This is a genomic window from Alteromonas sp. AWJ4_199, assembly GCF_056159165.1.
The window spans coordinates 2,922,290-2,944,922 of the sequence record NZ_JBSWUR010000001.1 but is presented as its reverse complement, the minus strand read 5'-3'; the positions used below and the strand labels follow the sequence as shown (position 1 = coordinate 2,944,922).

Annotated in this window: 17 protein-coding genes; 9 read left to right on the top strand and 8 right to left on the bottom strand. The window is 44.9% G+C overall.

From position 1 onward, the window contains the following. Positions 1–66 precede the first annotated feature (66 nt). Both ACXAER_RS12885 and ACXAER_RS12880 read right to left on the bottom strand, forming a co-directional pair. Entirely contained in the window at positions 67–1,773 is a 1,707-nt protein-coding gene (locus ACXAER_RS12885) for a sodium:solute symporter family protein (protein ID WP_474804608.1), read from the bottom strand. Positions 1,774–1,776: 3 nt separating this feature from the next. Then, entirely contained in the window at positions 1,777–2,043 is a 267-nt protein-coding gene (locus tag ACXAER_RS12880) for a DUF4212 domain-containing protein (protein WP_039216401.1), read from the bottom strand. A 257-nt stretch (positions 2,044–2,300) separates the two neighbouring features. Between ACXAER_RS12880 and ACXAER_RS12875 the strand changes: the two genes are divergently transcribed. Beyond that, the gene (locus ACXAER_RS12875) at positions 2,301–5,744 is read left to right on the top strand and encodes a PAS domain-containing hybrid sensor histidine kinase/response regulator (RefSeq protein WP_474829775.1); all 3,444 of its coding nucleotides are present in this window, start codon (positions 2,301–2,303) and stop codon (positions 5,742–5,744) included. Between the two features lie 90 nt (positions 5,745–5,834). Here ACXAER_RS12875 and ACXAER_RS12870 read toward each other — a convergent pair whose 3' ends face one another. Next, positions 5,835–6,458: a mechanosensitive ion channel domain-containing protein gene (locus tag ACXAER_RS12870; protein ID WP_474829773.1), complete on the bottom strand. Its 624-nt coding sequence runs from the start codon at positions 6,456–6,458 to the stop codon at positions 5,835–5,837. 332 nt (positions 6,459–6,790) lie between these two features. Here ACXAER_RS12870 and rimK point away from each other — a divergent pair, with 332 nt between their 5' ends. The 4 genes from rimK to ACXAER_RS12850 all read left to right on the top strand — a co-directional run bounded on the left by rimK (position 6,791) and on the right by ACXAER_RS12850 (position 10,273). Further along, positions 6,791–7,696 carry a 30S ribosomal protein S6--L-glutamate ligase gene (rimK, locus tag ACXAER_RS12865; protein WP_025257684.1) on the top strand — a complete coding sequence of 302 codons (906 nt, stop codon included), beginning with the start codon at positions 6,791–6,793 and terminating at the stop codon, positions 7,694–7,696. Between the two features lie 42 nt (positions 7,697–7,738). After that, positions 7,739–8,770, top strand: a complete 1,032-nt coding sequence (locus ACXAER_RS12860) for a succinylglutamate desuccinylase/aspartoacylase family protein (RefSeq protein WP_474829771.1) — start codon at positions 7,739–7,741, stop codon at positions 8,768–8,770. A gap of 15 nt (positions 8,771–8,785) precedes the next feature. Further along, positions 8,786–9,220 (top strand): ATP-dependent zinc protease family protein, encoded by a 435-nt coding sequence (locus ACXAER_RS12855; RefSeq protein WP_474829769.1) that lies wholly within the window; start codon positions 8,786–8,788, stop codon positions 9,218–9,220. Positions 9,221–9,301: 81 nt separating this feature from the next. Continuing rightward, positions 9,302–10,273, top strand: coding sequence for an amino acid ABC transporter substrate-binding protein (locus ACXAER_RS12850; protein WP_474829767.1), 972 nt, complete (start codon positions 9,302–9,304; stop codon positions 10,271–10,273). Here the strand turns inward: ACXAER_RS12850 and ACXAER_RS12845 are convergent. Together ACXAER_RS12845 and acs are read right to left on the bottom strand one after the other, a co-directional pair. Further along, complete coding sequence (locus ACXAER_RS12845; protein WP_474829765.1) at positions 10,233–10,877, bottom strand: response regulator; 645 nt, start codon at positions 10,875–10,877, stop codon at positions 10,233–10,235. The genes ACXAER_RS12850 and ACXAER_RS12845 overlap by 41 nt on opposite strands. Positions 10,878–10,894: 17 nt before the next feature. Next, on the bottom strand, positions 10,895–12,841 hold the full coding sequence (gene acs / locus ACXAER_RS12840) for an acetate--CoA ligase (RefSeq protein ID WP_474829763.1): 1,947 nt from the start codon (positions 12,839–12,841) through the stop codon (positions 10,895–10,897). Positions 12,842–13,097: 256 nt separating this feature from the next. Here acs and ACXAER_RS12835 point away from each other — a divergent pair, with 256 nt between their 5' ends. Continuing rightward, on the top strand, positions 13,098–14,261 hold the full coding sequence (locus tag ACXAER_RS12835; protein ID WP_474829761.1) for a DcaP family trimeric outer membrane transporter: 1,164 nt from the start codon (positions 13,098–13,100) through the stop codon (positions 14,259–14,261). Between the two features lie 202 nt (positions 14,262–14,463). Here the strand turns inward: ACXAER_RS12835 and ACXAER_RS12830 are convergent, their stop codons facing one another. The 3 genes from ACXAER_RS12830 to ACXAER_RS12820 all read right to left on the bottom strand — a co-directional run bounded on the left by ACXAER_RS12830 (position 14,464) and on the right by ACXAER_RS12820 (position 17,922). Continuing rightward, positions 14,464–15,612: a Na/Pi symporter gene (locus ACXAER_RS12830; protein ID WP_474829759.1), complete on the bottom strand. Its 1,149-nt coding sequence runs from the start codon at positions 15,610–15,612 to the stop codon at positions 14,464–14,466. A gap of 107 nt (positions 15,613–15,719) precedes the next feature. After that, positions 15,720–16,772 (bottom strand): aldo/keto reductase, encoded by a 1,053-nt coding sequence (locus ACXAER_RS12825; RefSeq protein WP_474829757.1) that lies wholly within the window; start codon positions 16,770–16,772, stop codon positions 15,720–15,722. Between the two features lie 91 nt (positions 16,773–16,863). Next, entirely contained in the window at positions 16,864–17,922 is a 1,059-nt protein-coding gene (locus tag ACXAER_RS12820) for a chemotaxis protein (protein ID WP_474829755.1), read from the bottom strand. A gap of 286 nt (positions 17,923–18,208) precedes the next feature. Here ACXAER_RS12820 and ACXAER_RS12815 point away from each other — a divergent pair, with 286 nt between their 5' ends. From ACXAER_RS12815 to ACXAER_RS12805, 3 genes are all read left to right on the top strand, one after another. Next, entirely contained in the window at positions 18,209–20,686 is a 2,478-nt protein-coding gene (locus tag ACXAER_RS12815) for a S8 family peptidase (protein ID WP_474829753.1), read from the top strand. A 92-nt stretch (positions 20,687–20,778) separates the two neighbouring features. Next, on the top strand, positions 20,779–21,624 hold the full coding sequence (locus tag ACXAER_RS12810) for a DUF6689 family protein (protein ID WP_474829751.1): 846 nt from the start codon (positions 20,779–20,781) through the stop codon (positions 21,622–21,624). A gap of 145 nt (positions 21,625–21,769) precedes the next feature. Further along, positions 21,770–22,612: a GAF domain-containing protein gene (locus ACXAER_RS12805; protein ID WP_474829749.1), complete on the top strand. Its 843-nt coding sequence runs from the start codon at positions 21,770–21,772 to the stop codon at positions 22,610–22,612. The last annotated feature ends 21 nt before the right edge of the window (positions 22,613–22,633 follow it).

Sequence of the window (22,633 nt, the reverse complement as noted above, 5' to 3'; positions counted from 1 at the left end):
AACCTACTCACTTTCGCCAGTAGATTGGTTTTATTTTGCTAAAGCCTATCTTTAGGCAACATTAGCTTAGTGCGCTGATGCTTCACCCGCTCCCTTAGGATAACGAATGCTTTCAACCAGTTCTTGGATTTCTTCTGGCGCTTCATCTGTTGCTTTGAACACAAGGAAAGCCACAATGAAGTTCACCATCATACCTAAAGTACCAATGCCTTCAGGAGAGATACCAAACCACCAGTTATCAGGCGTATTAGCTGCTGGATTTACAAACTTAAAGTAAATAATGTAAGCCGCAGTAAACGCAATGCCTGAAATCATTCCCGCAATAGCACCTTTGTCGTTCATACGTTTGCTAAAGATACCCATAATAATGGCTGGGAAGAAACTCGATGCCGCTAAGCCGAAAGCAAAGGCCACCACCTGCGCGACAAATCCGGGCGGATTAATACCGAAGTAACCTGCAATGACAATTGCCACCGCTGCTGCCAATCTAGCGTACATAAGCTCGGCTTTATCCGTAATATTCGGCATAAAGTTCCGCTTCAGTAAATCGTGTGATACAGAGGTGGAAATTACCAACAGTAAGCCCGCTGAAGTAGAAAGGGCTGCTGCCACACCACCTGCCGCAACAAGCGCAATTACCCATGCTGGTAAGTTCGCGATTTCAGGGTTAGCCAATACCATGATGTCGCGGTCAACTTTCATTTCATTGCGCTCATCACCCGAATAGAACATTTTGCCATCGCCATTTTTATCTTCAAACGCGATAAGACCAGTCTGCTCCCAATTTTTAATCCACGACGGCGCTTCTTCATAGCTGGTTCCCGTCATTTCAGGGCCGTTAATAGTTTCAATCATATTCACACGAGCAAACGCTGCTAACGACGGTGCTGTAGTGTAAAGAATAGCGATAAATGCTAAGGCATAGCCTGCTGATTTACGTGCATCGTGAACTTTAGGCACAGTGAAGAAGCGAACAATAACGTGTGGAAGACCCGCAGTCCCCACCATTAGTGCAAAGGTGATAAAAAATACATCGATAGTACTTTTCGTTCCCGACGTATATTCATTGAAGCCGAGTTCGACGGATAAATTATCGAGTTTCTGCAGCATATGCACCCCCGAACCGTCAGCTAAAGTGGCCCCAAAACCAGTTTGCGGAAGAATATGACCTGTTACCATCATCGAAATAAATACCGCAGGTACGATATAGGCAAAGATCATCACGCAATATTGCGCGACCTGAGTGTAAGTAATGCCTTTCATACCGCCGAGCACAGTATAGAAGAACACAATAACCATGCCGATAACCACGCCAGACACAATATCCACTTCTAAGAAGCGGCTGAAAACCACGCCTACGCCACGCATTTGGCCTGCTACATAGGTGAAGCAAACGAAGATGGCACAAAATACCGCAACCGTACGTGCGGTCTGTGAGTAGTAGCGATCGCCAATAAAGTCAGGCACCGTAAACTTACCGAATTTACGTAGGTAAGGTGCTAAACAAAGCGCAAGTAGAACATAGCCGCCAGTCCAGCCCATGAGGTATACCGCACCATCGTAACCCATAAATGAGATAAGACCCGCCATTGATATAAACGATGCTGCCGACATCCAGTCTGCCGCCGTAGCCATACCGTTCATAACAGGCGGTACGCCACCACCCGCTACATAGAAGTCATTCGTCGACCCAGCGCGTGCCCAAATTGCAATTGCAATATACAGCGCGAACGACGCGCCAACGATAATAAATGTTAAAGTTTGAACGTCCATGATTTACTCCTCATCTACGCCGTAGCGTTTGTCCATGGCGTTCATCTTCGCCATATAGACAAAGATCAATGCGACAAATACGTAAATCGAGCCCTGTTGTGCAAACCAGAAGCCTAATTTAAAGCCAAAAAACTGAATTTCATTTAAGATATCGACAAACAGTATGCCGGCACCAAATGATACGATGAACCAAACGACTAAAAGCTTAGCTAGGAGCGCTAGGTTTTCACTCCAGTAGGCTTTTTTGTCCTCTTCGTTTCTAAATGCCATTGTTTCACCCTCATGTCAGGTTAACTAGTTGTTATGATTTTACAATTCCCTAACGCTCGGCTTTGTTAACGTTATTGCTGCGTTTGAAACTTTTGCATAAAGCAGAAACAAAACAGCAAAAGTCAAGCATTTAGGAGGTCAGCTACTACTCTAGACCTGAGGTGTGAAATTCAAAATGAGACCATGGTCGTAGGTAGACCATGGTCGAAATGATTATAATATCAGCACAGTTGTTAAAACTAAGTTAAAGGAAGATTATGGTTTTTGGTTGGGTAACGCTTGCAGTCTTGTACCTCTTTTTGCTGTTTTCATTAGCAAGTTGGGGAGAGAAGAACTCGCCTACAGCAAGAGCACTAACTTCTCATCCCGCCATCTATTCATTAGCCCTGGCAATCTATTGTACCGCTTGGACTTTCTTTGGCATGGTAGGGCAAGCAAGTAGAGATACATGGATTTACCTGCCAATTATGCTTGGGCCCATCTTAGTCTACGTGTTGGGATACAAGTTTATTTATAAACTGACATTGGTAAGTAAAAAGCAGCATATTACAACCATTTCAGACTTCATTGCGTCACGCTATGGCAAGCGTCAAACCGTAGCCCTAGTCGTTACCCTTATTGCTTTACTTGCAACTATTCCCTACATCGCGCTCCAGTTAAAAGCGGTTGGCGCAACCTTTCAACTGTTAACTCAGCAACCCAACAGCAATGGCATTGTCATTGCTGCCACGGGCTTTATCGCCGTTTTTGCTATCTATTTTGGTACACGCCAAACCGACGTTACAGAATACAGACGTGGTTTGATGCTAGCCATAGCCTTTGAGTCAACCATTAAGCTACTTGCCTTAGTGTTAGTCGCCATTGTTGGCTATAGCGCTTGGGAACGTACGCAATCTGGGGCATTCTTCGAGAGCTTCACAAATGAGGTGGCACTTGCTCAATTTGGCTCATTTAGCTTCATCGCACAAACGATTATGGCTGCGGCAGCTATTGTGTGCTTACCTCGACAGTTTCATGTCGCCATTATTGATAACTTAAGCTTGGGCCATTTACGCACAGCGCGCTGGCTGTTTCCGCTGTACCTCACCATTATTTCTGCTGTTATTCCTGTTATCGCTATTGCAGGTAAAGCCATTTTTGCAGGTCAAGGCATTGAGCCCGACTCGTACGTTTTATCACTCGCTATGTTTTCTGAGTCAGCATTGCTTCAGGTTATTGTATTTGTGGGTGGGCTGTCTGCGGCCACCGCTATGATTATTGTCGCCACGTTAACGCTAAGTACCATGCTTACTAATGACGTGATATTGCCGCGTATTCTCGCATTTTCCGGCAACACTGATGATAAAAAAGACGTGTCGAAAAGAATCCGCCTTATCCGCCGTATCGTTATTGCCTTCATTTTATTAATGGCCTTTTTATACCACCAGCAAATGACCAGTAGTCGGTCTCTTCACTCTATTGGCCTTATTGCGTTTTCTCTTGTAATACAGCTAATGCCTGCAATTGTTGGCGGCCTTTATTGGAAACGCGCTCATGCCCATGGTGTCTACGCTGGCTTAATGGTAGGGCTTGTTATCTGGGTGCTGTGGTTAGTGCTGCCCATTGTGAGTGAACAAGTTTCGCAAATGGAGCAAAACGAACTTATAAGCCAAGGGGCCATGATTAGCTTGGCTGCAAACAGCCTAGTATACATACTCTTTTCTCACTTTGCTCCCCAGCGCCTTATCGACAGAATGCAGGCAGAAGCGTTCGTTTCTCCTGCCATTTCTAGTAACAACACGGTCAAAGCTCAAGCCACAAACGTTACCGTGTCTGACCTTATCACTTTGCTTTCAACCTTTATGGGAACAGGTCGTTGCGATCAGCTTCTTACCCAATATCAACAGTTAAACAATTGTCAATTAAGCCACACTGACACGCCTAATGAATCGTTTTTATCATTCTGTGAGCGGGCCCTTGGCGGGGTTATTGGCGCCTCTAGTGCAAAGGTACTCTTAGACAGTGCACTACGTGGCAAGAAAATGGATTTTACTGAGGTCATTAACTTTTTCGACGATACCACGCAGGCGATGCAGTTTAATATGACAGCGCTATTAACCTCGCTTGAAAACATGGATCAGGGCATTAGTGTGGTAGACAAACATTTGAATTTGGTCGCTTGGAATAAACGCTACGCAAACCTTTACCCTTACCCTGACAACTTACTTGCGGTTGGCACGCCCATTGAAAAACTCATTCGTTACAACGCGTCGCAAGGCGAGTTTGGAACTCACGATGTCGATGCTGAAGTAGAAAAACGTTTGGCGCACTTGCGATCCGGTATGCCCCATCGCTTTACTCGTCAGCGCAAAGATGGTCGGGTTATTGAAATGGTAGGAAATCCACTTCCCGGAGGCGGTTTTGTAACAAGCTTCAACGACATCACCGGGCACGTGGAAATTCAGCAAGCGTTAGAAGAATCGAATATTGATCTTGAAGCCCGTATCAAGAAACGTACGGAAGAAGTGCACTCCATTAACGCAGAGCTTCGCCTTGAAATAGAACGTCGTTCCGAAGCGGAAAAAGAATTAATAAGAGCCCGAAAAGCTGCTGAAGATGCCAACGCCAGTAAAACTCGGTTTTTAGCCCTTGCCAGTCATGATGTACTGCAGCCGCTTAACGCCGCTAAACTTTACGTGAGTGCTTTGGAAGAGCAGGAACTGTCTGAGCAAGCCCAAGCTATTATTCAAAAACTTGGACATAGCGTTACCTCAAGTGAAACACTTATAGGCACACTGTTGGATATTGCTAGACTGGACCAAGGAGAAATGAAACCCGATATCGAGTCTATTGATGTTAGCGCTCTACTCTCTCCGCTTGTTGATGAAATGGCCATGCGCGCCCGTGAAAAGGGGCTTGGTTTCAAAGCCATTATCCGCCCTTGTTGGGTACGAGGCGATAAAACTTATTTATATCGAATTACCCAAAACTTGCTATCAAATGCTGTGAAGTATACGGAAATGGGTCGAGTTTTATTTGTCGTAAAACCCGTAAAAGAAACCGTTTATTTTAAGGTCTTCGATACTGGCATTGGTATTTCCGATGATAAAAAAGGCAGTATATTTGGCGATTTCTTTCGCGCCAATGAGAGCAAAGAGCATGGGTTGGGCCTTGGTTTAGGTGTAGTGCGCCGCTTAGGTCTTCAGCTTAACAGCGATATTAAGGTTAACTCAAAGGTGGGAAAAGGAAGCTGCTTTGCATTTTCTCTAGACAAAGCTGAACCTAGACGGGTTACTAATATTGCAGCAAAGCCTCGTAGTACCACATTCACTGGAATGGATGTACTTTGCGTAGACGACCAAAGAGAAAACTTAGATGCCATGCAAACCCTATTACAAAAATGGGGCGTGAATGTGTTCTTAGCGAATAACTGGGATGATGCACTGAAGGTTTGTGAAATCATTCAGCCTCAGATCTTACTGATGGATTATCAACTTAGTCACGATAACGAGAAAAATGGGCTTGCGCTGATTGAGGAGATAAGACACCGGTTAAACATCGTTGTGCCGGCGGCGCTTATAACCGCAACACCAGATGAGAATTTAGTGACTGAGTGTAAAGACCAAGGCGTAAACTTTTTGGCTAAGCCGCTTAAACCGGCAAAACTCCGCGCGTTACTACAAAGTATGACGCGTTATATTAGAGAAGCGAAAAATGTTTAATTATTGAGGAGCGATGACATATCTGCACCACGTTAATTGAATGCTTTTCGTTCTCTACTATTGCACTGTACATGACGAATAAAGAATTACTTACAGTAACTCGTCATGTGGTTTAGTTTCTTCCGTCTTAACCACCGGCGTCTCTACACTCGACTTCGCCACAACTTTACCCATGGCACCCCACTTTTCTTTAGGGTTGAGTAGCACTGGGCGAGTTAGAATTAAATTGTTAGGGTACATTAGCGTTTCGCGGTCGGCGGTGATTAAACGAGTACTGAATGGCCCAACATCCGCAATAACGCCCTCTATATAGTTATCGCCATCGAGAATGCGTACGTAATTGCCTCTGCTATACGCTACGTTTGTAAGCAATATAAAGTAAGCCGTGATATTACTGATGAGCGACCAGCTTGCAAAAAGTGCAACACCGGTTATCGTAATGATCGAAGTGGAAAGTACGAGTAAACCCGAGAAATCAATACCCCATGCCAGTAGCAGCAGGGAAAAGGATACTGTAGCTACAATTACACGAGCGGCAAAAAGCCCTTTTAATGCACTGTTAGATTTGAGCTTTGATTTTACAATATTAGTTTCTAATTTTGGCAGTAACTTCCGCGACATCGCTAAATAAATAAGCAACACCAAGCCACTGAACACGACGTTTGACTGGTACTGAACTAACCACGCCAAAAAACCATGCCACCACTCATTCATTCACTCTTTCCTTTCTGTTTTTGTGAGCCATATAGGCCTTTCTCTCTGATTTTTATTTAGAAAGGCCAAGGCGCTTTAATGCTAACGTGAATAACAAACAAGTTCATGCATTAAAAACAATCGACACCACAAGAATTATTCGTAAGACACCCCCTACCACTTCAATTAGTATGCGCGCAAAAATGACTTGGCTAAAATTAATACCAGTCCGCATACAAATTTCCTATTGAGTGGGCGATTTTCTATACAGATTGGTATACTCACGTTCTAACGTGATAACTGACATGTCGTATAAACGACAAAATAAACCACAAACTACAGGCTTTTTTATAATGCGCATCGCTATTCTTTCAAGAAATCCACGTCTTTACTCTACTTCACGCTTGGTGGAAGCTGGGCAAGCTCGCGGGCATGAGGTTGACGTAATCGACACCATGCATTGCTACATGGATATCACTAGCGCGCGACCGTCTGTTCGCTATAACGGTAAAAAGCTTCCTTACTATGATGCAGTGATCCCGCGTATCGGCGCATCTGTTAGCTTTTACGGTACTTCTGTAGTTCGACAGTTTGAGATGATGGGTACATACAGCCTTAACGAGTCAGTGGCGATTAGCCGTTCGCGAGATAAACTTCGCTCGCTCCAGCTGCTTTCGCGCAAAGGCATTGGCATGCCTAGAACCGGCTTTGCTCATCACCCGGACAAAATTGACGATGTAATCAAAACCGTGGGTGGCGCACCAGTGGTTATTAAGCTGCTAGAAGGTACCCAAGGCATAGGCGTTGTATTGGCAGACACCCAAAAAGCCGCAGAATCCATCATTGAAGCATTTATGGGGCTTAATGCCAGCATCTTAGTACAGGAATTTATCAAAGAGGCGGGGGGTTCCGATATACGCTGCTTTGTGGTTGGAGGAAAAGTCGTTGCTGCCATGAAGCGTCAGGCGGCGCCTGGAGAGTTTCGCTCTAACCTTCACCGCGGTGGTCAAGCAAGTTTAGTTCGCCTAAGCCCTGCCGAGCGCAAAACAGCAGTTGATGCTGCGAAAACCATGGGCCTTAATTGTTGCGGTGTAGACATTCTTCGCTCGAACAACGGCCCGGTCGTAATGGAGGTGAACTCTTCACCAGGCTTAGAAGGTATCGAGAAAGCGACCAACAAAGATGTTGCCAGCATGATTATTGAGTTCATTGAAAAAAGCGCAGAGCCGCACAAAACAAAAACCCGAGGAAAAGGCTAACCCCTTAAACCTACGCAATAACGTAATTATAGGAAAACGTTAGTGGTAAATGATGTTTTAAAAATTGGGGGCGAAAATATTGCTCCTGGCGAAACAAAAAAGATTGAGCTAGAAATGCCGCCGCTATACACGGCTACTAATATGAGCATTCCCGTTTATGTTAAACGAGGAAAGCGACCAGGCCCAATTATGTTCGTAAGCGCAGCCATTCACGGTGACGAGTTAAACGGTATTGAAATAGTGGGTCGGCTGATTCGCTCGAAGGCTATTGAACGTTTAAGAGGCACCTTGATAGCGGTGCCAATGGTTAATGTATATGGCGTGCTGAATCAATCTCGTTATTTACCCGATAGGCGTGATTTGAACCGCAGCTTTCCTGGCAGTAAAAAAGGTTCGCTTGCCGGGCGGTTGGCGAATTTATTTTTCAAAGAAGTCGTGAGCAAATGCGATGTTGGCATCGACCTTCATACAGGCGCAATTCATCGAAGTAATCTGCCACAAATTCGTGCGGATTTGGACGATCCTGAAGTGCTTGAAATGGCTAAAGCGTTTGGCGTGCCTGTGCTGCTTAATGCTGAATTACGAGACGGTTCATTACGCGAAGCGGCCAGTGAAAATGGCGTTAAAATATTGCTTTATGAAGCAGGTCAAGCACTGCGCTATGACGAATTTTCTATTCGCGCAGGCGTAAAAGGCATTATCAATACCATGCGTCATTTAGGCATGCTGAACAAGAGTCGCAGCAAAGGTCATAGTATTGATCGTTTCATTGCCAGACAGAGTGGTTGGGTGCGCGCGCCTGAAAGTGGATTTGTCAATCACCTCGCCCAACTGGGCGATCATGTTGAAAAGGGCGACAAACTGGCCACTATCGCAGACCCATTTGGAAATTATTTAGACAGCCTTGAAAGCCCTGCTGAAGGTGTTGTCATTGGTAAACAAAATATTCCACTTACACAAGAGGGAGAGGCTGTTTATCACATTGCGTACTTCTCAGAGCCTGATACTGTTGCTGAACACGTAGAATTACTGCAAGACAATTTATTGCCTCAAGAACAGAATACTGTTTTATAAATTGGTGGAAATCTGATGAACAACAAAAAACTTGTAGGAGCGGTAGAACTGTGCGACTTGCCCAAACTCGCCATTTCTGACTTAACCGTGCGCGTTGACACTGGGGCGGCTACGTCGTCACTGCATGTGGACAACATCGAAGAATTTGATCACAACGGTGAGCTGTGGATAAAGTTTGACATCCATCCAGATATCCATAACGTTGAGCGAGTGGTTCGCAGAGAAGCGAGAGTTGAAGGCAAAAAACGCGTAAAAAGCTCAACAGCTACACGTGAGAAACGCTATGTTATCATTACGCCTATCGTTATGGACGGATTCCAGTGGGATATCCAGTTAACGCTAACAGACCGTTCTGAAATGACTTACTTAATGCTTCTTGGCAGAGAGGCGATGAGTGGACAGTTTATTGTAGACCCCGAACACGACTTTTTACTCACAGGAAAAGATTAGCAGCTAAAAAAGGGGCTATACTTTAAGCAACCTTTAGCAAGGCATGCAGCTGGGCTGACACCACTTAAATGAGTTAAAAATATGGATATCAAAGCTAAATCACTAAGCCGTGTCATTTTGTTAATGAGTTTACTTGCGCATTTCGTTGTTTACGGGCAACAGCAACCTTCTGATGAGGTAAGTGCAGATTTGCCTCATACCGTTTTACGATTACCCAACGTCCATCCTGGAAGGGATAGCGTTTACTCTTACGCAAAGTCACTGCTAACAGAAGCTTTGCGTGTTACACAGCCGCAGTACGGTACCTTTGAACTTATTGTTAGTGACCAAGAAACGGCCCAAGAACGCCAGTTGCGAAGCCTCGAACACAATATGCTAGATGTAACGTGGAGCGTGACGTCAACCGAGCGCGAGCGTCAATTCCTTCCTGTTCGCATTCCTATAATGGCTGGGCTATTTGGTAAGCGCGCTTTGTTTGTTAAAGAAGGGGATGTGCGACTAAAAAAGGTAAAAAACCTCGTTGACCTACAGGAGTTTCGCGCGGTTTTAGGGTATGACTGGCCTGATACAAAGATTTTTCGGGCTAATGATATTCCTGTACTGGAAACAACCTACCGCGCTTCATTTCGCATTGTTTCGGAAGGGTTCGCCGACATGTTTCCAAGAAGTGTGATGGAAATTAACGAAGAGTTTGCCAACAAAAGCTTGTCAAAAGGTTTAACTATTGATGACAACCTCGTCATTTCATACCCTAGTCCTATCTTTTTCTTTGTTGCCAGCGACAATCAAGCAATGGCGGGGCGAATAGCAGAGGGTTTACTGATGCTGTTTGAAACCGGAAAGTTTCAAGAATTACTGCTCGCAAATAAGAACTTCAAAGAAGGGATGACCTTAGTTGATGGGCGCACGGTTCTTGAAATCGAAAACCCATTATTAAGTAGGCAAAGCCGCTTGGCGCTAGAAAAGTTTTTACCTGAATTCGCTATGTCTGAAGCCGTGCTTAAATACGGTGCTACTGAACCGGTGGCTCCAGCTCAAGCTGCGAAGCAATAAGTACCGCTTGGGTGCGGTTATTAATGCCCAGCTTTTTAAAGATAGCGGTAACATGCGCTTTAACGGTGGCTTCAGCAATATCTAAATTAAAGCCAATTTGCTTATTCAACAGCCCATCTCGCATATAGCAAAGTACTTTATACTGTGACGGTGTAAGCGACGCAACTTTGTCAGCAAGTTCAGAAAACGCTTCATCCACCTCATCAACATCTTCGCTTAAATTTTCAGGCAGCCATACGTCGCCATCTAAAATAGCCTCTACTGCACTAGCTATATCCTGTGCACTGGCAGTTTTTGGGATGAAACCTAACGCGCCAACGCTAATAATTTTTGAAATAAGTGTGGAGTCTTCTGTACCAGAAACCACGGCAACAGGAAGTTCGGGAAAGAGTTTTCGAATATGCAGCAGGCCAAATAGATCATTGCTACCTGGCATATGTAAATCAAGAAGCAACAAGTCGATATCCTCATTATTGAGAATATCGACCGTGGTGTTTAGATCTCCCGCCTCTCTAAGAGTTAAGGCTGGAAGTGACAACGACAACGCGCCTCGTAGTGCATCGCGATACAGCGGGTGATCATCAGCGATTAGAAGGGTTATCATTGTCTATATCCTTAGTTCTACTTATTTAGACGTTCCTCTATCAGTGTATCAACAACCGATGGATCCGCCAACGTAGATGTGTCACCTAATTGCTCGTGCTCATTGGCCGCAATTTTACGCAGTATACGGCGCATGATCTTACCAGAGCGTGTTTTAGGTAGGCCACTTGACCACTGAATCATATCAGGAGTGGCAATAGGGCTTAACTCTTGACGCACCCACGCCTTAAGCTCTTTAGTAAGGGCTTCATCTGCTTCAACCCCTTCATTTGGCGTTACGTAAACATAGATACCCTGCCCTTTGATATCATGTGGGAAGCCAACAACGGCAGCCTCAGCCACTTTAGGATGGGCAACAAGTGCGCTTTCGATTTCAGCGGTGCCCAAACGGTGTCCAGAAACGTTTAGCACGTCATCTACACGACCAGTGATCCAGTAAAAGCCATCTTCGTCGCAACGAGCACCATCACCGGTGAAGTACACACCTTTGTACGCGCTAAAGTAGGTGTTAATAAAGCGCTGATGATCGCCATAAACCGTTCGAGCTTGGCTCGGCCAGCTGTCTTTAATAACAAGATTACCTTCTGCTGCCCCTTCAAGCTCATTACCGTCAGCATCAAATAGCGCAGGCTGAATGCCGAAGAATGGACGAGTCGCTGAGCCAGGCTTCAACTCCGTAGCGCCAGGTAGAGGCAGGATCATGTGTCCACCTGTTTCAGTCTGCCACCATGTGTCAATAATAGGGCAATGACCTTCACCAATAACACGGTGATACCATTCCCATGCCTCTGGATTAATTGGCTCACCTACTGTGCCAAGCAAACGAAGTGACGATAAATCGCAACCTTCAGCAGGTACGTCACCGTGAGCCATTAATGCACGAATCGCGGTTGGCGCAGTATAAAGACTATTTACTTTGTATTTTTCTACGACCTGCGCAATACGTTTTACGTCTGGATAGGTGGGTACACCCTCGAAGAACACTTGTGACGCAGCGTTTACCATAGGACCGTAAACCATATAGCTGTGACCTGTGATCCAGCCCACATCAGCAGTACACCAATAAACGTCATCGTCTTTGTAATCGAAAGCGTATTTAAAGGTCATAGCGGAATAAAGTAGATAACCGCCTGTGGTATGCACCACGCCTTTTGGTGTACCCGTAGAACCCGAAGTATAAAGGATAAACAGCGGGTCTTCTGCGTTCATAACTTCGGGCTCGCACTGCGCTGACATACCGTCCACAGCTTCATGCCACCATACATCGTGTTTCTCGTCCCAATCTACATCGCCGCCCGTTAGCTTGTGCACTAAAACGTGAGTGATCGACGGACAAGCGTCGTCGGCTAACGCTTTATCGACATTGGCTTTAAGCGGAATGCTTCTTCCTGCACGGCGACCTTCATCGGCGGTGATAACAACCTTTGCACTACTGTCGTTAATACGGTCGGCAATAGCATTAGGTGAGAAACCACCAAAAATGACTGAATGCACAGCCCCTATACGTGCACACGCAAGCATCGCGTAGGCAGCCTCGGGTACCATTGGCATATATATGGCGACACGATCGCCTTTGGCTACTCCCATCTCTTTAAGTGCATTCGCTAATTTACATACTTCATAATGAACTTGTTGATATGTCACATCTTGACTATCTTCTGGTGAGTCGCCTTCCCAGTGAAAGGCAACTTTTGTGGCATTATCAGCTAGATGGCGGTCAATACAGTTATAGCTGGCGTTTAACTCTCCATCTTCGAACCATTTGATAGACACATCATTTTCACCAAACATGGTGTTTTTAATTTTGGTGGGCTTTTGGTACCACTCAAGCATAGGCGCGTGCTCAGCCCAGAACACTTCGGGTTGCTCTACTGACTGCTTATACATCTCGTCATACTGCGACGCAGTCAAATGAGTAGATTGAAGAATGTTCTCAGGCACAGGGTAAGTTTTGCTGGCGGTCATAAAGATTGCCTCCAATATCAATAATGTAAAATTCTTGTTGTATGGTGAAACACTCTAGCTATTCACCCGCAAAGCAAAATGAGACTTTGGTCTTAGCAGCATCAAACTAAGGTGCTAATAAAAAAAGTTAGACTAAACGTATTACGACTATAGTCTTATGCGACCATCGGCTTATTTAAATTTGAGATAATAAGTACACAATCAACAACGTTAACGTTGAATTTACATTTATTTAACCACTTTTGGAACAGACACGATGAAAGCTAAAATAAAAAGTACCGCTACAGCAGTAGCGCTGTGCCTAGCGGCGAGCGGCGGCGCAGCACAAGCAGCAACAATTGGCGACACTAGTGTGAAATTCACGGGTTATATTAAAGTTGACGCTATGGTAAGCGACTATTCAGATGGCACCATTGCCTCGGGTAGCGTAGGCCGAGACTTTTACATACCTTCACTAACTCCAGTTGGTGGCGTTGACGAAGACCCACAGTTTGATGCACACATCAGAACTTCCCGTTTCCGCTTTGCCACGTCAACACCTACCGCGGAAGGTGACACTATTAACGGTGTATTCGAGCTGGATTTTGTTGTGACTAGCGGCGGCGATGAGCGCATCAGTAACTCCTATACTCCTCGAGTACGTCACGCATACTTAACTTACAAGAATTGGTTGGTGGGCCAAACATGGACGACCTTTATGGACGTAGGTTCATTACCAGAATCACTTGATTTTATTGGTACCACTGACGGCATCACCTTTGGCCGTCAAGTCATGGTGAGATATACCAACGGCGGGTTTCAGATTGCACTAGAAAACCCTGAATCAACCATTACGCCGTTTGGTGGTGGTAGCAGGATAACAAGTGATGACAGTAGTGTTCCAGATTTAGTTGCCGCCTACACCACAAAGCAAGACTGGGGTTATGTAAAAGTCGCGGGCCTAGTTAGACAACTTTCTTATGATAATGCCGCGGGCATTGACGCTGACGAGACCAGCTTTGGCGTGTCGTTAACAGGTAAATATAATTTATCAAATGGCGATGACATTCGCTTCACGTTCAATACGGGGACAGGGTTAGGCAGATACTCTGCACTTAACGCCGTAAATGGCGCTGTGCTTACAGAAAGTGGCGACTTGGAAGCCATTGACTCAACTGGGTATGGCATTGCGTATCGTCACAAGTGGAGCGAAAAAGCACGCAGCAGCATTATGTTCTCAGCGTTTGAAGCAGACAACGACGTAACGCTTACTGGCTTGAATACGACTGAAAGTACCTACAGTACTCGTGTGAACTATTTGTATTCACCGACGAAGGCACTGACCGTAGGTGCTGAATATGCGTTCGCAAAACGTGAAATTGAAGCAGGCCTTGAAGGCGACATGAACCGTTTCCAAGTTTCAGCTAAATACGCGTTTTAATAAGTACGTAGCTTTACAGATTAGAACGGCGTTTCTGAGCTAGGAAACGCCGTTTTTTATTGACCGAATGGTTGCTAAATGCGTTTAATGCCTAGTTTATACCGGCCCGCACAGGTAGTGAACACGCTAACTGTATTACACCATTAGAAACAATTAGTCCGCATTTACCTCTCTCGTGCAGTTTAAAAATGCTGGTACGCTTTTAAATTGTCGTAAAAATAATTCCCAGTGGTACTGCAAAGAACAACCCACCCACGTAAGCTGCGCCGTACATTTTTCGTTCTGCAGCTAAGACAGATAATTGATACGAGAGGTTGATAGGAATATTACGCAAAACAGGAACACCATAAATGAGTGTGACACCCAACACATTGTAGATAAGGTGTACCAGCGCTATCTGTAACGCAAAACCGCTGTTCACGCCCGCCACGCCTAACGCAGCAATAAGGGCGGTAATACAAGTTCCAATATTTGCACCAAGAGTAAACGGGTAGATTTCACGGGCTTTTAGCACCCCGGCCCCCACTAAGGGCACCATGAGTGATGTGGTCGTGGATGATGACTGCACCAACACTGTCATTAAGGCGCCAGATGTGATGCCGGATATGGGGCCCTGCCCTATGCTTTTATGTAGTAAATCCTTCGCTTTTCCTACCATAAGGGACTTCATAATCTTTCCCATATAGGTAATAGAAACCATGATAAGCGCAATACCAATCAGAATTTTAGCGATACCTGGATAAACAGAAGGTAAAAACTCAAGGGACTGAGAAACCAAATTGGTTACTGGCTGTGTGGCCGCCTTTATTGGGTTGAATCCGCTTACGCCCAGCGCTTCTGGAGTATGAATAAGTGTTACAATCTGACCACTCAAATACTCTAAAATACCAAAGGCCATTTCTAGTGGAAGGAATATAAGTACGGAAAGAACATTGAAAAAATCATGAATAGTGGCTGCGTTAAAAGCGCGCTGAAATTCTTCTTTTTTAGCAACATGCCCCAGGCTTACCAAGGTATTGGTAATACTAGTACCAATATTCGCTCCCATCATCATGGGTACCGCGATGGTAATAGGTAAACCACCTGCAACCATACCAACAATAATTGAAGTTACCGTACTTGAAGACTGAATTAACGCAGTCGAAACCATGCCAATTATAAGGCCCATTATTGGGTTTGATGCAAAATTAAAAAGCTCTCTAGCATGATCACCAGCGGCATATTTGAAGCCACTTCCAATCATGCTCACCGCAAGTAACATGACATAAACAAGTAGTGCAAGAAGCAGCCATCGGTGCCAGTTATTGTTCTTTTCTACAGTGCTGGCTGATAATATATGTGGGTCAATCATTCAGATAACGAGTACGAGTTAATACAGAAAAAACCATACTATTACGACCGTGTGACACAAAAATGACGGGATATACCCGCCATTCTTCATCAAATAAGCACTAGCTATTAGAAACCGAGAGGATACCTTCTAAATACATCGTGAATATCATTCAACGTCTCGCTTGAGAGCTCTATATCAAACGCATCAATGTTTTCTTTTAACTGAGGCATTGTTGTTGCCCCAATAATAGTAGACGTAACACCAGGCACTTGCTGACACCATGCTAACGCTAATTGTGATGGTGTAATACCCACTTTTTCTGCAACCTTTACATATTCTGCAGTGGCAGCCTGCGCAGGCGCTTTATCTCTGAAAAGTCCCATGCGCTGAGCTAGCGTCCACCTGCTACCTTCTGGTCTTGCGCCGTTTTGGTATTTGCCGCTTAGCATGCCTGTCGCTAGTGGTGACCACGGTAAATAGGCAATATTCTCTAGCTCACACATTTCAATTAAATACGGCCAGTCTTTTGCGTGCAGTAAGCTGAACTCATTTTGGATAGATACAGGAAAGGGCATATCGAGCTCTTTGCAAAGGGTAAGAAAAATGTGAATGCCCCAAGGCGTATCATCCGACAGCCCCCAGTGTCTTATTTTACCCTCGTCTAATGCCCGCTTAATTCCCATGAGAATATCGCGCATACCCTCTATTTCTTTTTCGCGATTGGTTTTCGTGGGATTTGCGCCATCAGGCCAATGCTTTCCAAAATGTGGCGTTACCCTGTTCGGCCAATGTAGCTGGTAAACATCAATATAGTCAGTATTTAAACGCTCTAGCGAATCAGTAAGCGCATTGCTAACTGCATCAGAAGTAATTGGCCCGGCATTGCGAATATACTTCAAGCCGCTGCCGGCAACTTTGGTCATCAATATAATATCTGAGCGCTTCGCGTCATTTCGCGAGAGCCAATTACCTATAATTCGCTCTGTATCGCCATAGGTTTCGGCATTAGGGGGAACGGGGTACATTTCCGCGGTATCTAAAAAGTTAACACCTTTATCAAGGGCGTAAGCTATTTGTTCATCTGCATCTTGCTGGGTGTTTTGAATACCCCATGTCATTGTTCCTAAACAGATGTCTGACACCTGTAGGTCGCTATTTCCTAAGCGGTTAAACTTCATCTTTGCTTCTACCTTGGCTTATACCTTGTTTATGCAATAGTGAGTCGGCCGCTTTAGAAAATCTACCTACTTTTAGCTTTTTAAATGAAAGCTATGAGACTTTCTTATTGGCCAACTCAGCTTCTACGCTGGCGAGCCGCGCCTCAATATCTCTTTTCGACTCGACCATTTCATTCGCCAGCTCTGCAAGTGACTTTAACTCTGCAAACCCTAACTTTCTGGTATCAATCGTTTGATACTGACGCTTGCAGCGATAAAAGAAAGTAAGAAAGTTAACAAATGCGCGATGAAATGTCGCAAAACTCTTGATCAGCACCAGAATTAATACGACAGACGTAAGCGCGGCAATACTTAAGCTATAAATACGCACCTGTGCTTCTTGTTGCTCGATCATGGGTTGCAGGGCGGCATCGACGCCTTTTAGCTGAGTTTCAACGTTGTGAGCGCTTTGTCTAAATTCGCCACGAAGCCCTTCATTATGAGTTACGCCGTAGGTAGTAAATGCATCAACTAGCTGTAAAAGCGCTTCTCTATATTGAACCAAAGTGCCGCTCAGTAAAGCAGTACCGCTATATTCAGAAGCTAAACGCTCACTCAACGTCATCATTTGCCTTGCGTAAACCCCTTCTTGGTTTATCTGATAATTGCGCGTTGCCAGTTGAATACCAGTCAACAGTTCACTCGCTTGCGAGTCTTGAGCACGCAGCCCTTCGCTAAGGGTATTTTCTAACTCGGTTATGCGCGCTCTCAAACCATCGTTTTGGTTTAATCCAATCCGTTCTTGAAGCGATACTACCTGTCGAAATGTGCCGCTATAGGCTTCTATAGAAGATGACAGGCTTTCCACGTCAGCCACAGGCAATCTGTACTCATTGAACAGGGGAACCAGAGTTGTTAAGCGACCTTTAAACTCATAGCTCCGCTCAAGGAACTTGTCGTAATAAACGGTCTCGTGGCGCAGAAGAAAGTCTTTTTCATGTCGTCGCATTTGCAGCAGATCTTGCCCCATTCTTAGCAATACATCACGCTGCTGGTGTAACCCTATAAGTCGCTGGGTGAAGTAATGCTGGCTAACAACTAATACCCCCATACCAATAACGCAAACAAGGGTCATTAAAACTAGGCGAGATTTAATAGAATCAAACTTCATGACAAGCTCCTCTTGGGAGAAATTGCGCGCATCAGCTACATAACAAAAAGCTAATAAACGCTGAAAACACATCAACATACGTCATCAATATAGATGTTTAACGCACGTTTTATTATTAAACCTTTGTAGCATTTTTGAACGTTTTGCTATTTAAAAAAATCTTATAATTAGGGTGAAACCCCTATGTTCTGGTCCTTCTCAAAAAGTCACTATTAAGGCGTACCTTGCTGCGATGACGTAACCCGATACCAAAGCAAACCGCAGCCTTTAGAATTTGGAGAAGAATATGAAGAAGTTCGCCCTATCTACCTTAGCTGCTGCAATGCTGGCAAGTCCTTCGGCTCACACGCTAGCCGACGCTTACATTGGTTCTCAAATGGCCGATAGACTAGTGTCTCTATCCCCTACAGAATCATTGATGGCGGTTGTTACGTACGATCAAATGTCGCCTCTTGCTGAATCTCAAATTACTCAACTATTAAACTTGGGTATTACAGAAGGTATTCAATTTAAAAACCTGCCAATTATTGGTGTAGTAGCCACCAAAGCTCAAATTGAAGCTATTGCACAATTTGACGGGGTACGCTCAGTATTCGCAAACCGTGAGATGAGCTTATACAACGCTGACGCGCGTGAGATAACGGGTGTTGCTGATATGCAGGGCGAAGCATTTGCATCGCGCAACAATGTCGAATTTACTGGTAAAGGTTCAACGGTTTTAGTCATTGACTCTGGTGTTGATGCTTCTCATCAAGACCACTTCTTTGGTGATACCGTGGTTGATAATGTGCAAGCGATTTTGAACCCAGGCGCATTGTCTATTGTTGGTATAACTGGCCCAACGCTATCTAACCAGGTAAATACAGACTTAAACTCAGGCCACGGTACTCACGTAACAGGCACTATCGCAGGTACTGGCGCTATGTCTGGCGGCAAGCACCGCGGCGCAGCACCCGATGCAGATATTATTGGTTATGGTTCGGGTGCAGCGGTACTGCTACTTGATACCATCGGTGGTTTTGATTATGCGATAAGTAAGCAGTACACCTTTGACAACCCTATCAAAGTTATCAGTAATTCATGGGGCTCAAGCGGCAAGTATGAGCCACTTGGTCCTGTATCTTTGGCCAGCTATAAAGCGCACACAATGGGAATGATTAGTGTCTTCGCAGCAGGTAACGATGGCCCAGGTGAAGACTCACATAACCCATACGCGCAAATTCCTTGGGGAATTTCTGTAGGTGCGGGCGATAAGTTTGGCAAACTTGCCGATTTTTCATCTCGTGGTCTTAAAGGCGAGTCTGGTGATTTTACTATGCCAGACGGCACAGATTGGACGTATACAAACGACGTAACCATCGTCGCTCCTGGTGTAGATATTATCTCTACTCGCGCTGTATTGAACGCTGCAGCTAATGGCGGTGATGGGGATCTCGGTGCGATAGAGCCGCAAAATATTCCTTTCTATACCATGATCTCTGGTACTTCAATGGCAACGCCACATGTATCGGGCATTATTGCGTTAATGCTAGAAGCAAACCCAAATCTTGATAACTTAACCATAAAGCGTTTGCTTCAAGAAACTGCTACTAATATGCCTGGCTACGAGCGCTGGGAAGTGGGTGCGGGTTATGTTAACGCCCGCTCTGCGGTAGCTGCGGCCCTTCTTGAAGACATGGATCATAAAGTTACGGTTAATAACCTAGATGGCAAAAGCTTTAAAGCAAACGCGCTAGTGACCACCAGCGACCGTGTAGAAAACTTCGATGTTTTTTACTCTCCAGTAGGTGCGCCTGAAGTCATAGAGTTTGAAGTAGGAACAGAAGAAGTACTTGTTAAAGCGTCTGCCGATAGTTTCGCAAACTTAACCAAGCTTGTTCTTGTTGCCCCAGACGGCACTGAATATCGCGGCAACCTCACAACACCTGTGCTTACAACTACCATGCGTGTCGCTGCTCCTGCAATGCCGGGCACTTGGGGCGTATATGTCTATGGATTGACGTCACTGTCTGGTATTGAGGCCGACCCATTAGGTTTAACCAACGGCCCAGGTCTGCCTGAAACCTTCAACGTTACTGTTTCGTTTGAAAATAGCGGTGGCTTTGAAGGTATGGATGATGTTGAAGGTCACCCTCAGCAAAACGCCATTGAATTTGCTGTTAGCGAGCGTCTAATGGATGCCATTAACAGCCGTGGTTTCTCGCCAGACGCCCGTCTTAAACGTAAAGACTTTGCTCGCTATGCGGTAATGGGTGGAGCAGTAAGACAATACCGTGACCTGCTAAACGAAGAGCGCCCTAACATCGGCTCAGTACCTGGGTTTGATAAAGCGTTTGTAGAATCGGTCATGGTCAAAGGTGGTGCACTTAAAGATAAGCTTCGTACACAAGCGCCTGTTCTAAGAAGCGTAGGCGGTAGCGCCGACCCCTTTGCTAGCGTAACCAAGTTAGATATTGCTTATTCGCTGGTGCAAATGTTAGGCCTTGAAGAAGCAGCACTTAGCTTCGACCCCAATGCCGACATCGTTGTTGACTATAATGGCGAACAAATCATTTTAGAAGACCAAGACAACATTCCGGCTGATATGAAGGGATATGTGCAGTTAGCGCTTACCTTGTCTCTTATTAACGCTGAGTTCGGTGTAGAGCAAAGCCCATTTAGCATAACGCCAACTATTACTGCGAGCTTCGCGCCAGATACAGTAATAACCAGAGCGCATTATGCTGTACTCGCTTCACGCTTTTTCACCCAATATTTTGAATAAAATCGCAAACCACTGAAAACGGTGCCATTATACTAATTGATAATGGCACCACTTTAGGTTAAATTTTAACCAACACTGAAAGAGGTCATCCTATGATGTTTACTGCGATGAAATTCAGACAACTTACTACTGTTGTTGCCACCACTGCATTACTTCTGCTTTCAACCGCGCAAGCACAGGTAGTTACTCCTGCAACCCTAACTGTCGATGACAATAAGATCCAGGCGAAGCTTGCGCTTACCAGCCTAATCGAAGTTGATTTGACCGTTGAGTTTGAAAACAGTATTGGTCTTAATGCCAACACTATTGATATTACTGCCGAACTGCTTGACCCTGCGGATTTAGCCATTACCGACCGCCTGCCTTCTGTGCTAACAAGCGCCGTTTCAGGCTTCCCTGTTCTTGTTTCTATTTCGCCGAAAACAGATGCAGGATTTGGCTTTGAAGGTTTAGCGACGGTTGAGCTTTACACCAAAGCCATTCATTACACCCCAACCATTCCATGGCGTTTGTTTACGTCGCATGACGGCGGGCAGTTTGAAGATATAACTGTACTTATGTCGTCTGGAAGTATTCGCGCGCGCGGTAGCACGGGTCAATTTTCCGATTTCATTATCTTGCTCGACAATCGTCCTTCAACTACTGTCATTAACGACAAAGTCGCCTCTTTAAGTACGACTGTTAATGGTAATCGCGACAAAATAGCCCCACTGCTAGAAGCAGCTATTGATAGCGGAATAAATGACGTTCAGTCAGCGCTGGCGATAAACGATGACGATGCAGCATTAACTGCGGTTGATAGCCTTATCACACTTGTTGATAGTGCTTCTGGAAGCCAGATTGCCGACGTCTGGCGGTCAAGTGGCGACGTAGTTAATGTGAAAGGTTTGCTTCTTACTCAGCTGCAAACATTACGTTTTAGTTTAAGAACGCTGTAAATAGTCCTGTTGACCTTAAATCTACACTGTTTTTTGAACAGCTACACGGGACTAAGGTCAACTTGGCTTCGTGCCTATTCGGGCATGGTCGTAAGTTGCAAAAACAATAAAAATTCAGCGACAGTGACATGATGAGGGTGATGCTATGCCATTACAGTTTGCCTTTACAGAAAGCAACGGTAGCGTAAGTGAACACTTGCTTTTCGAGGGCCGTGAATATCAAGTAGGGCGCGCCGATAGTGCCGACATCGTTATTCCTCACCCTCAAATTTCACGTTCTCACATTGTTTTACGCACCGCAAAATATGCTGACAACGACCATATTTGGCAATTGGACGACACCAGTTCTACAGGGTGCTTCAGCAACGCAGGTATCCCCGTAAAACATCTTACGCTAGACAAACCTCACGTTTTGCAACTTGGCCCAATTCCTTGTGAATTCACGCCTGTCGCATTTAATAATGTAGTTAAACTTGATAGCCAACGTGAATGGCGTAAGCAACAACTAAAACGATATCAAAACCAACTACAGCACTGTAATAACAGTACTACACTTATTAACCTTGCCAGAGAGTGTCTAACTCAGTCGCTTGGGTGCGAACGCGCTTCGCTCATTCTGTTTGATAAAATAAATAACTATCAGCTTGGTGTAGGTTATGAAGATTGGATGCAGGGCGATGACTTTACAGGCAGCCGCACTATTATCAATCAATGTATGCAGACAAATGCCGTTCGCGCTATCGGTAATATTGTTTGCGACAACACGCTTAATAAGCAGCACAGTATAATAAACCACGGTATTCAGGCAGCCGTTTGTGTACCTGTATGTTTGGATGAAAAGCCTATTGGTGTTTTATATGCTGACTCTATTTTAGGGCGTCGTTACTTCACACAAACGGACATAGAATTTGCCACCTCCTTAGCAAATATGATTTCCATGCGTTTGTTATTCCACACAATAGAGCATAAACTTTCACTTATAAGCTAGAATAAAAGCAATAACGTTTAA

Bases quoted from the DNA above. Each gene is read 5' to 3' on its own strand.
- ACXAER_RS12885 (WP_474804608.1), bottom strand. From the start codon at position 1,773: ATGGACGTTCAAACTTTAACATTTATTATCGTTGGCGCGTCGTTCGCG.
- ACXAER_RS12880 (WP_039216401.1), bottom strand. From the start codon at position 2,043: ATGGCATTTAGAAACGAAGAGGACAAAAAAGCCTACTGGAGTGAAAAC.
- ACXAER_RS12875 (WP_474829775.1), top strand. From the start codon at position 2,301: ATGGTTTTTGGTTGGGTAACGCTTGCAGTCTTGTACCTCTTTTTGCTG.
- ACXAER_RS12870 (WP_474829773.1), bottom strand. From the start codon at position 6,458: ATGAATGAGTGGTGGCATGGTTTTTTGGCGTGGTTAGTTCAGTACCAG.
- rimK (WP_025257684.1), top strand. From the start codon at position 6,791: ATGCGCATCGCTATTCTTTCAAGAAATCCACGTCTTTACTCTACTTCA.
- ACXAER_RS12855 (WP_474829769.1), top strand. From the start codon at position 8,786: ATGAACAACAAAAAACTTGTAGGAGCGGTAGAACTGTGCGACTTGCCC.
- ACXAER_RS12850 (WP_474829767.1), top strand. From the start codon at position 9,302: ATGGATATCAAAGCTAAATCACTAAGCCGTGTCATTTTGTTAATGAGT.
- ACXAER_RS12845 (WP_474829765.1), bottom strand. From the start codon at position 10,877: ATGATAACCCTTCTAATCGCTGATGATCACCCGCTGTATCGCGATGCA.
- acs (WP_474829763.1), bottom strand. From the start codon at position 12,841: ATGACCGCCAGCAAAACTTACCCTGTGCCTGAGAACATTCTTCAATCT.
- ACXAER_RS12835 (WP_474829761.1), top strand. From the start codon at position 13,098: ATGAAAGCTAAAATAAAAAGTACCGCTACAGCAGTAGCGCTGTGCCTA.
- ACXAER_RS12830 (WP_474829759.1), bottom strand. From the start codon at position 15,612: ATGATTGACCCACATATATTATCAGCCAGCACTGTAGAAAAGAACAAT.
- ACXAER_RS12825 (WP_474829757.1), bottom strand. From the start codon at position 16,772: ATGAAGTTTAACCGCTTAGGAAATAGCGACCTACAGGTGTCAGACATC.
- ACXAER_RS12820 (WP_474829755.1), bottom strand. From the start codon at position 17,922: ATGAAGTTTGATTCTATTAAATCTCGCCTAGTTTTAATGACCCTTGTT.
- ACXAER_RS12815 (WP_474829753.1), top strand. From the start codon at position 18,209: ATGAAGAAGTTCGCCCTATCTACCTTAGCTGCTGCAATGCTGGCAAGT.
- ACXAER_RS12810 (WP_474829751.1), top strand. From the start codon at position 20,779: ATGATGTTTACTGCGATGAAATTCAGACAACTTACTACTGTTGTTGCC.
- ACXAER_RS12805 (WP_474829749.1), top strand. From the start codon at position 21,770: ATGCCATTACAGTTTGCCTTTACAGAAAGCAACGGTAGCGTAAGTGAA.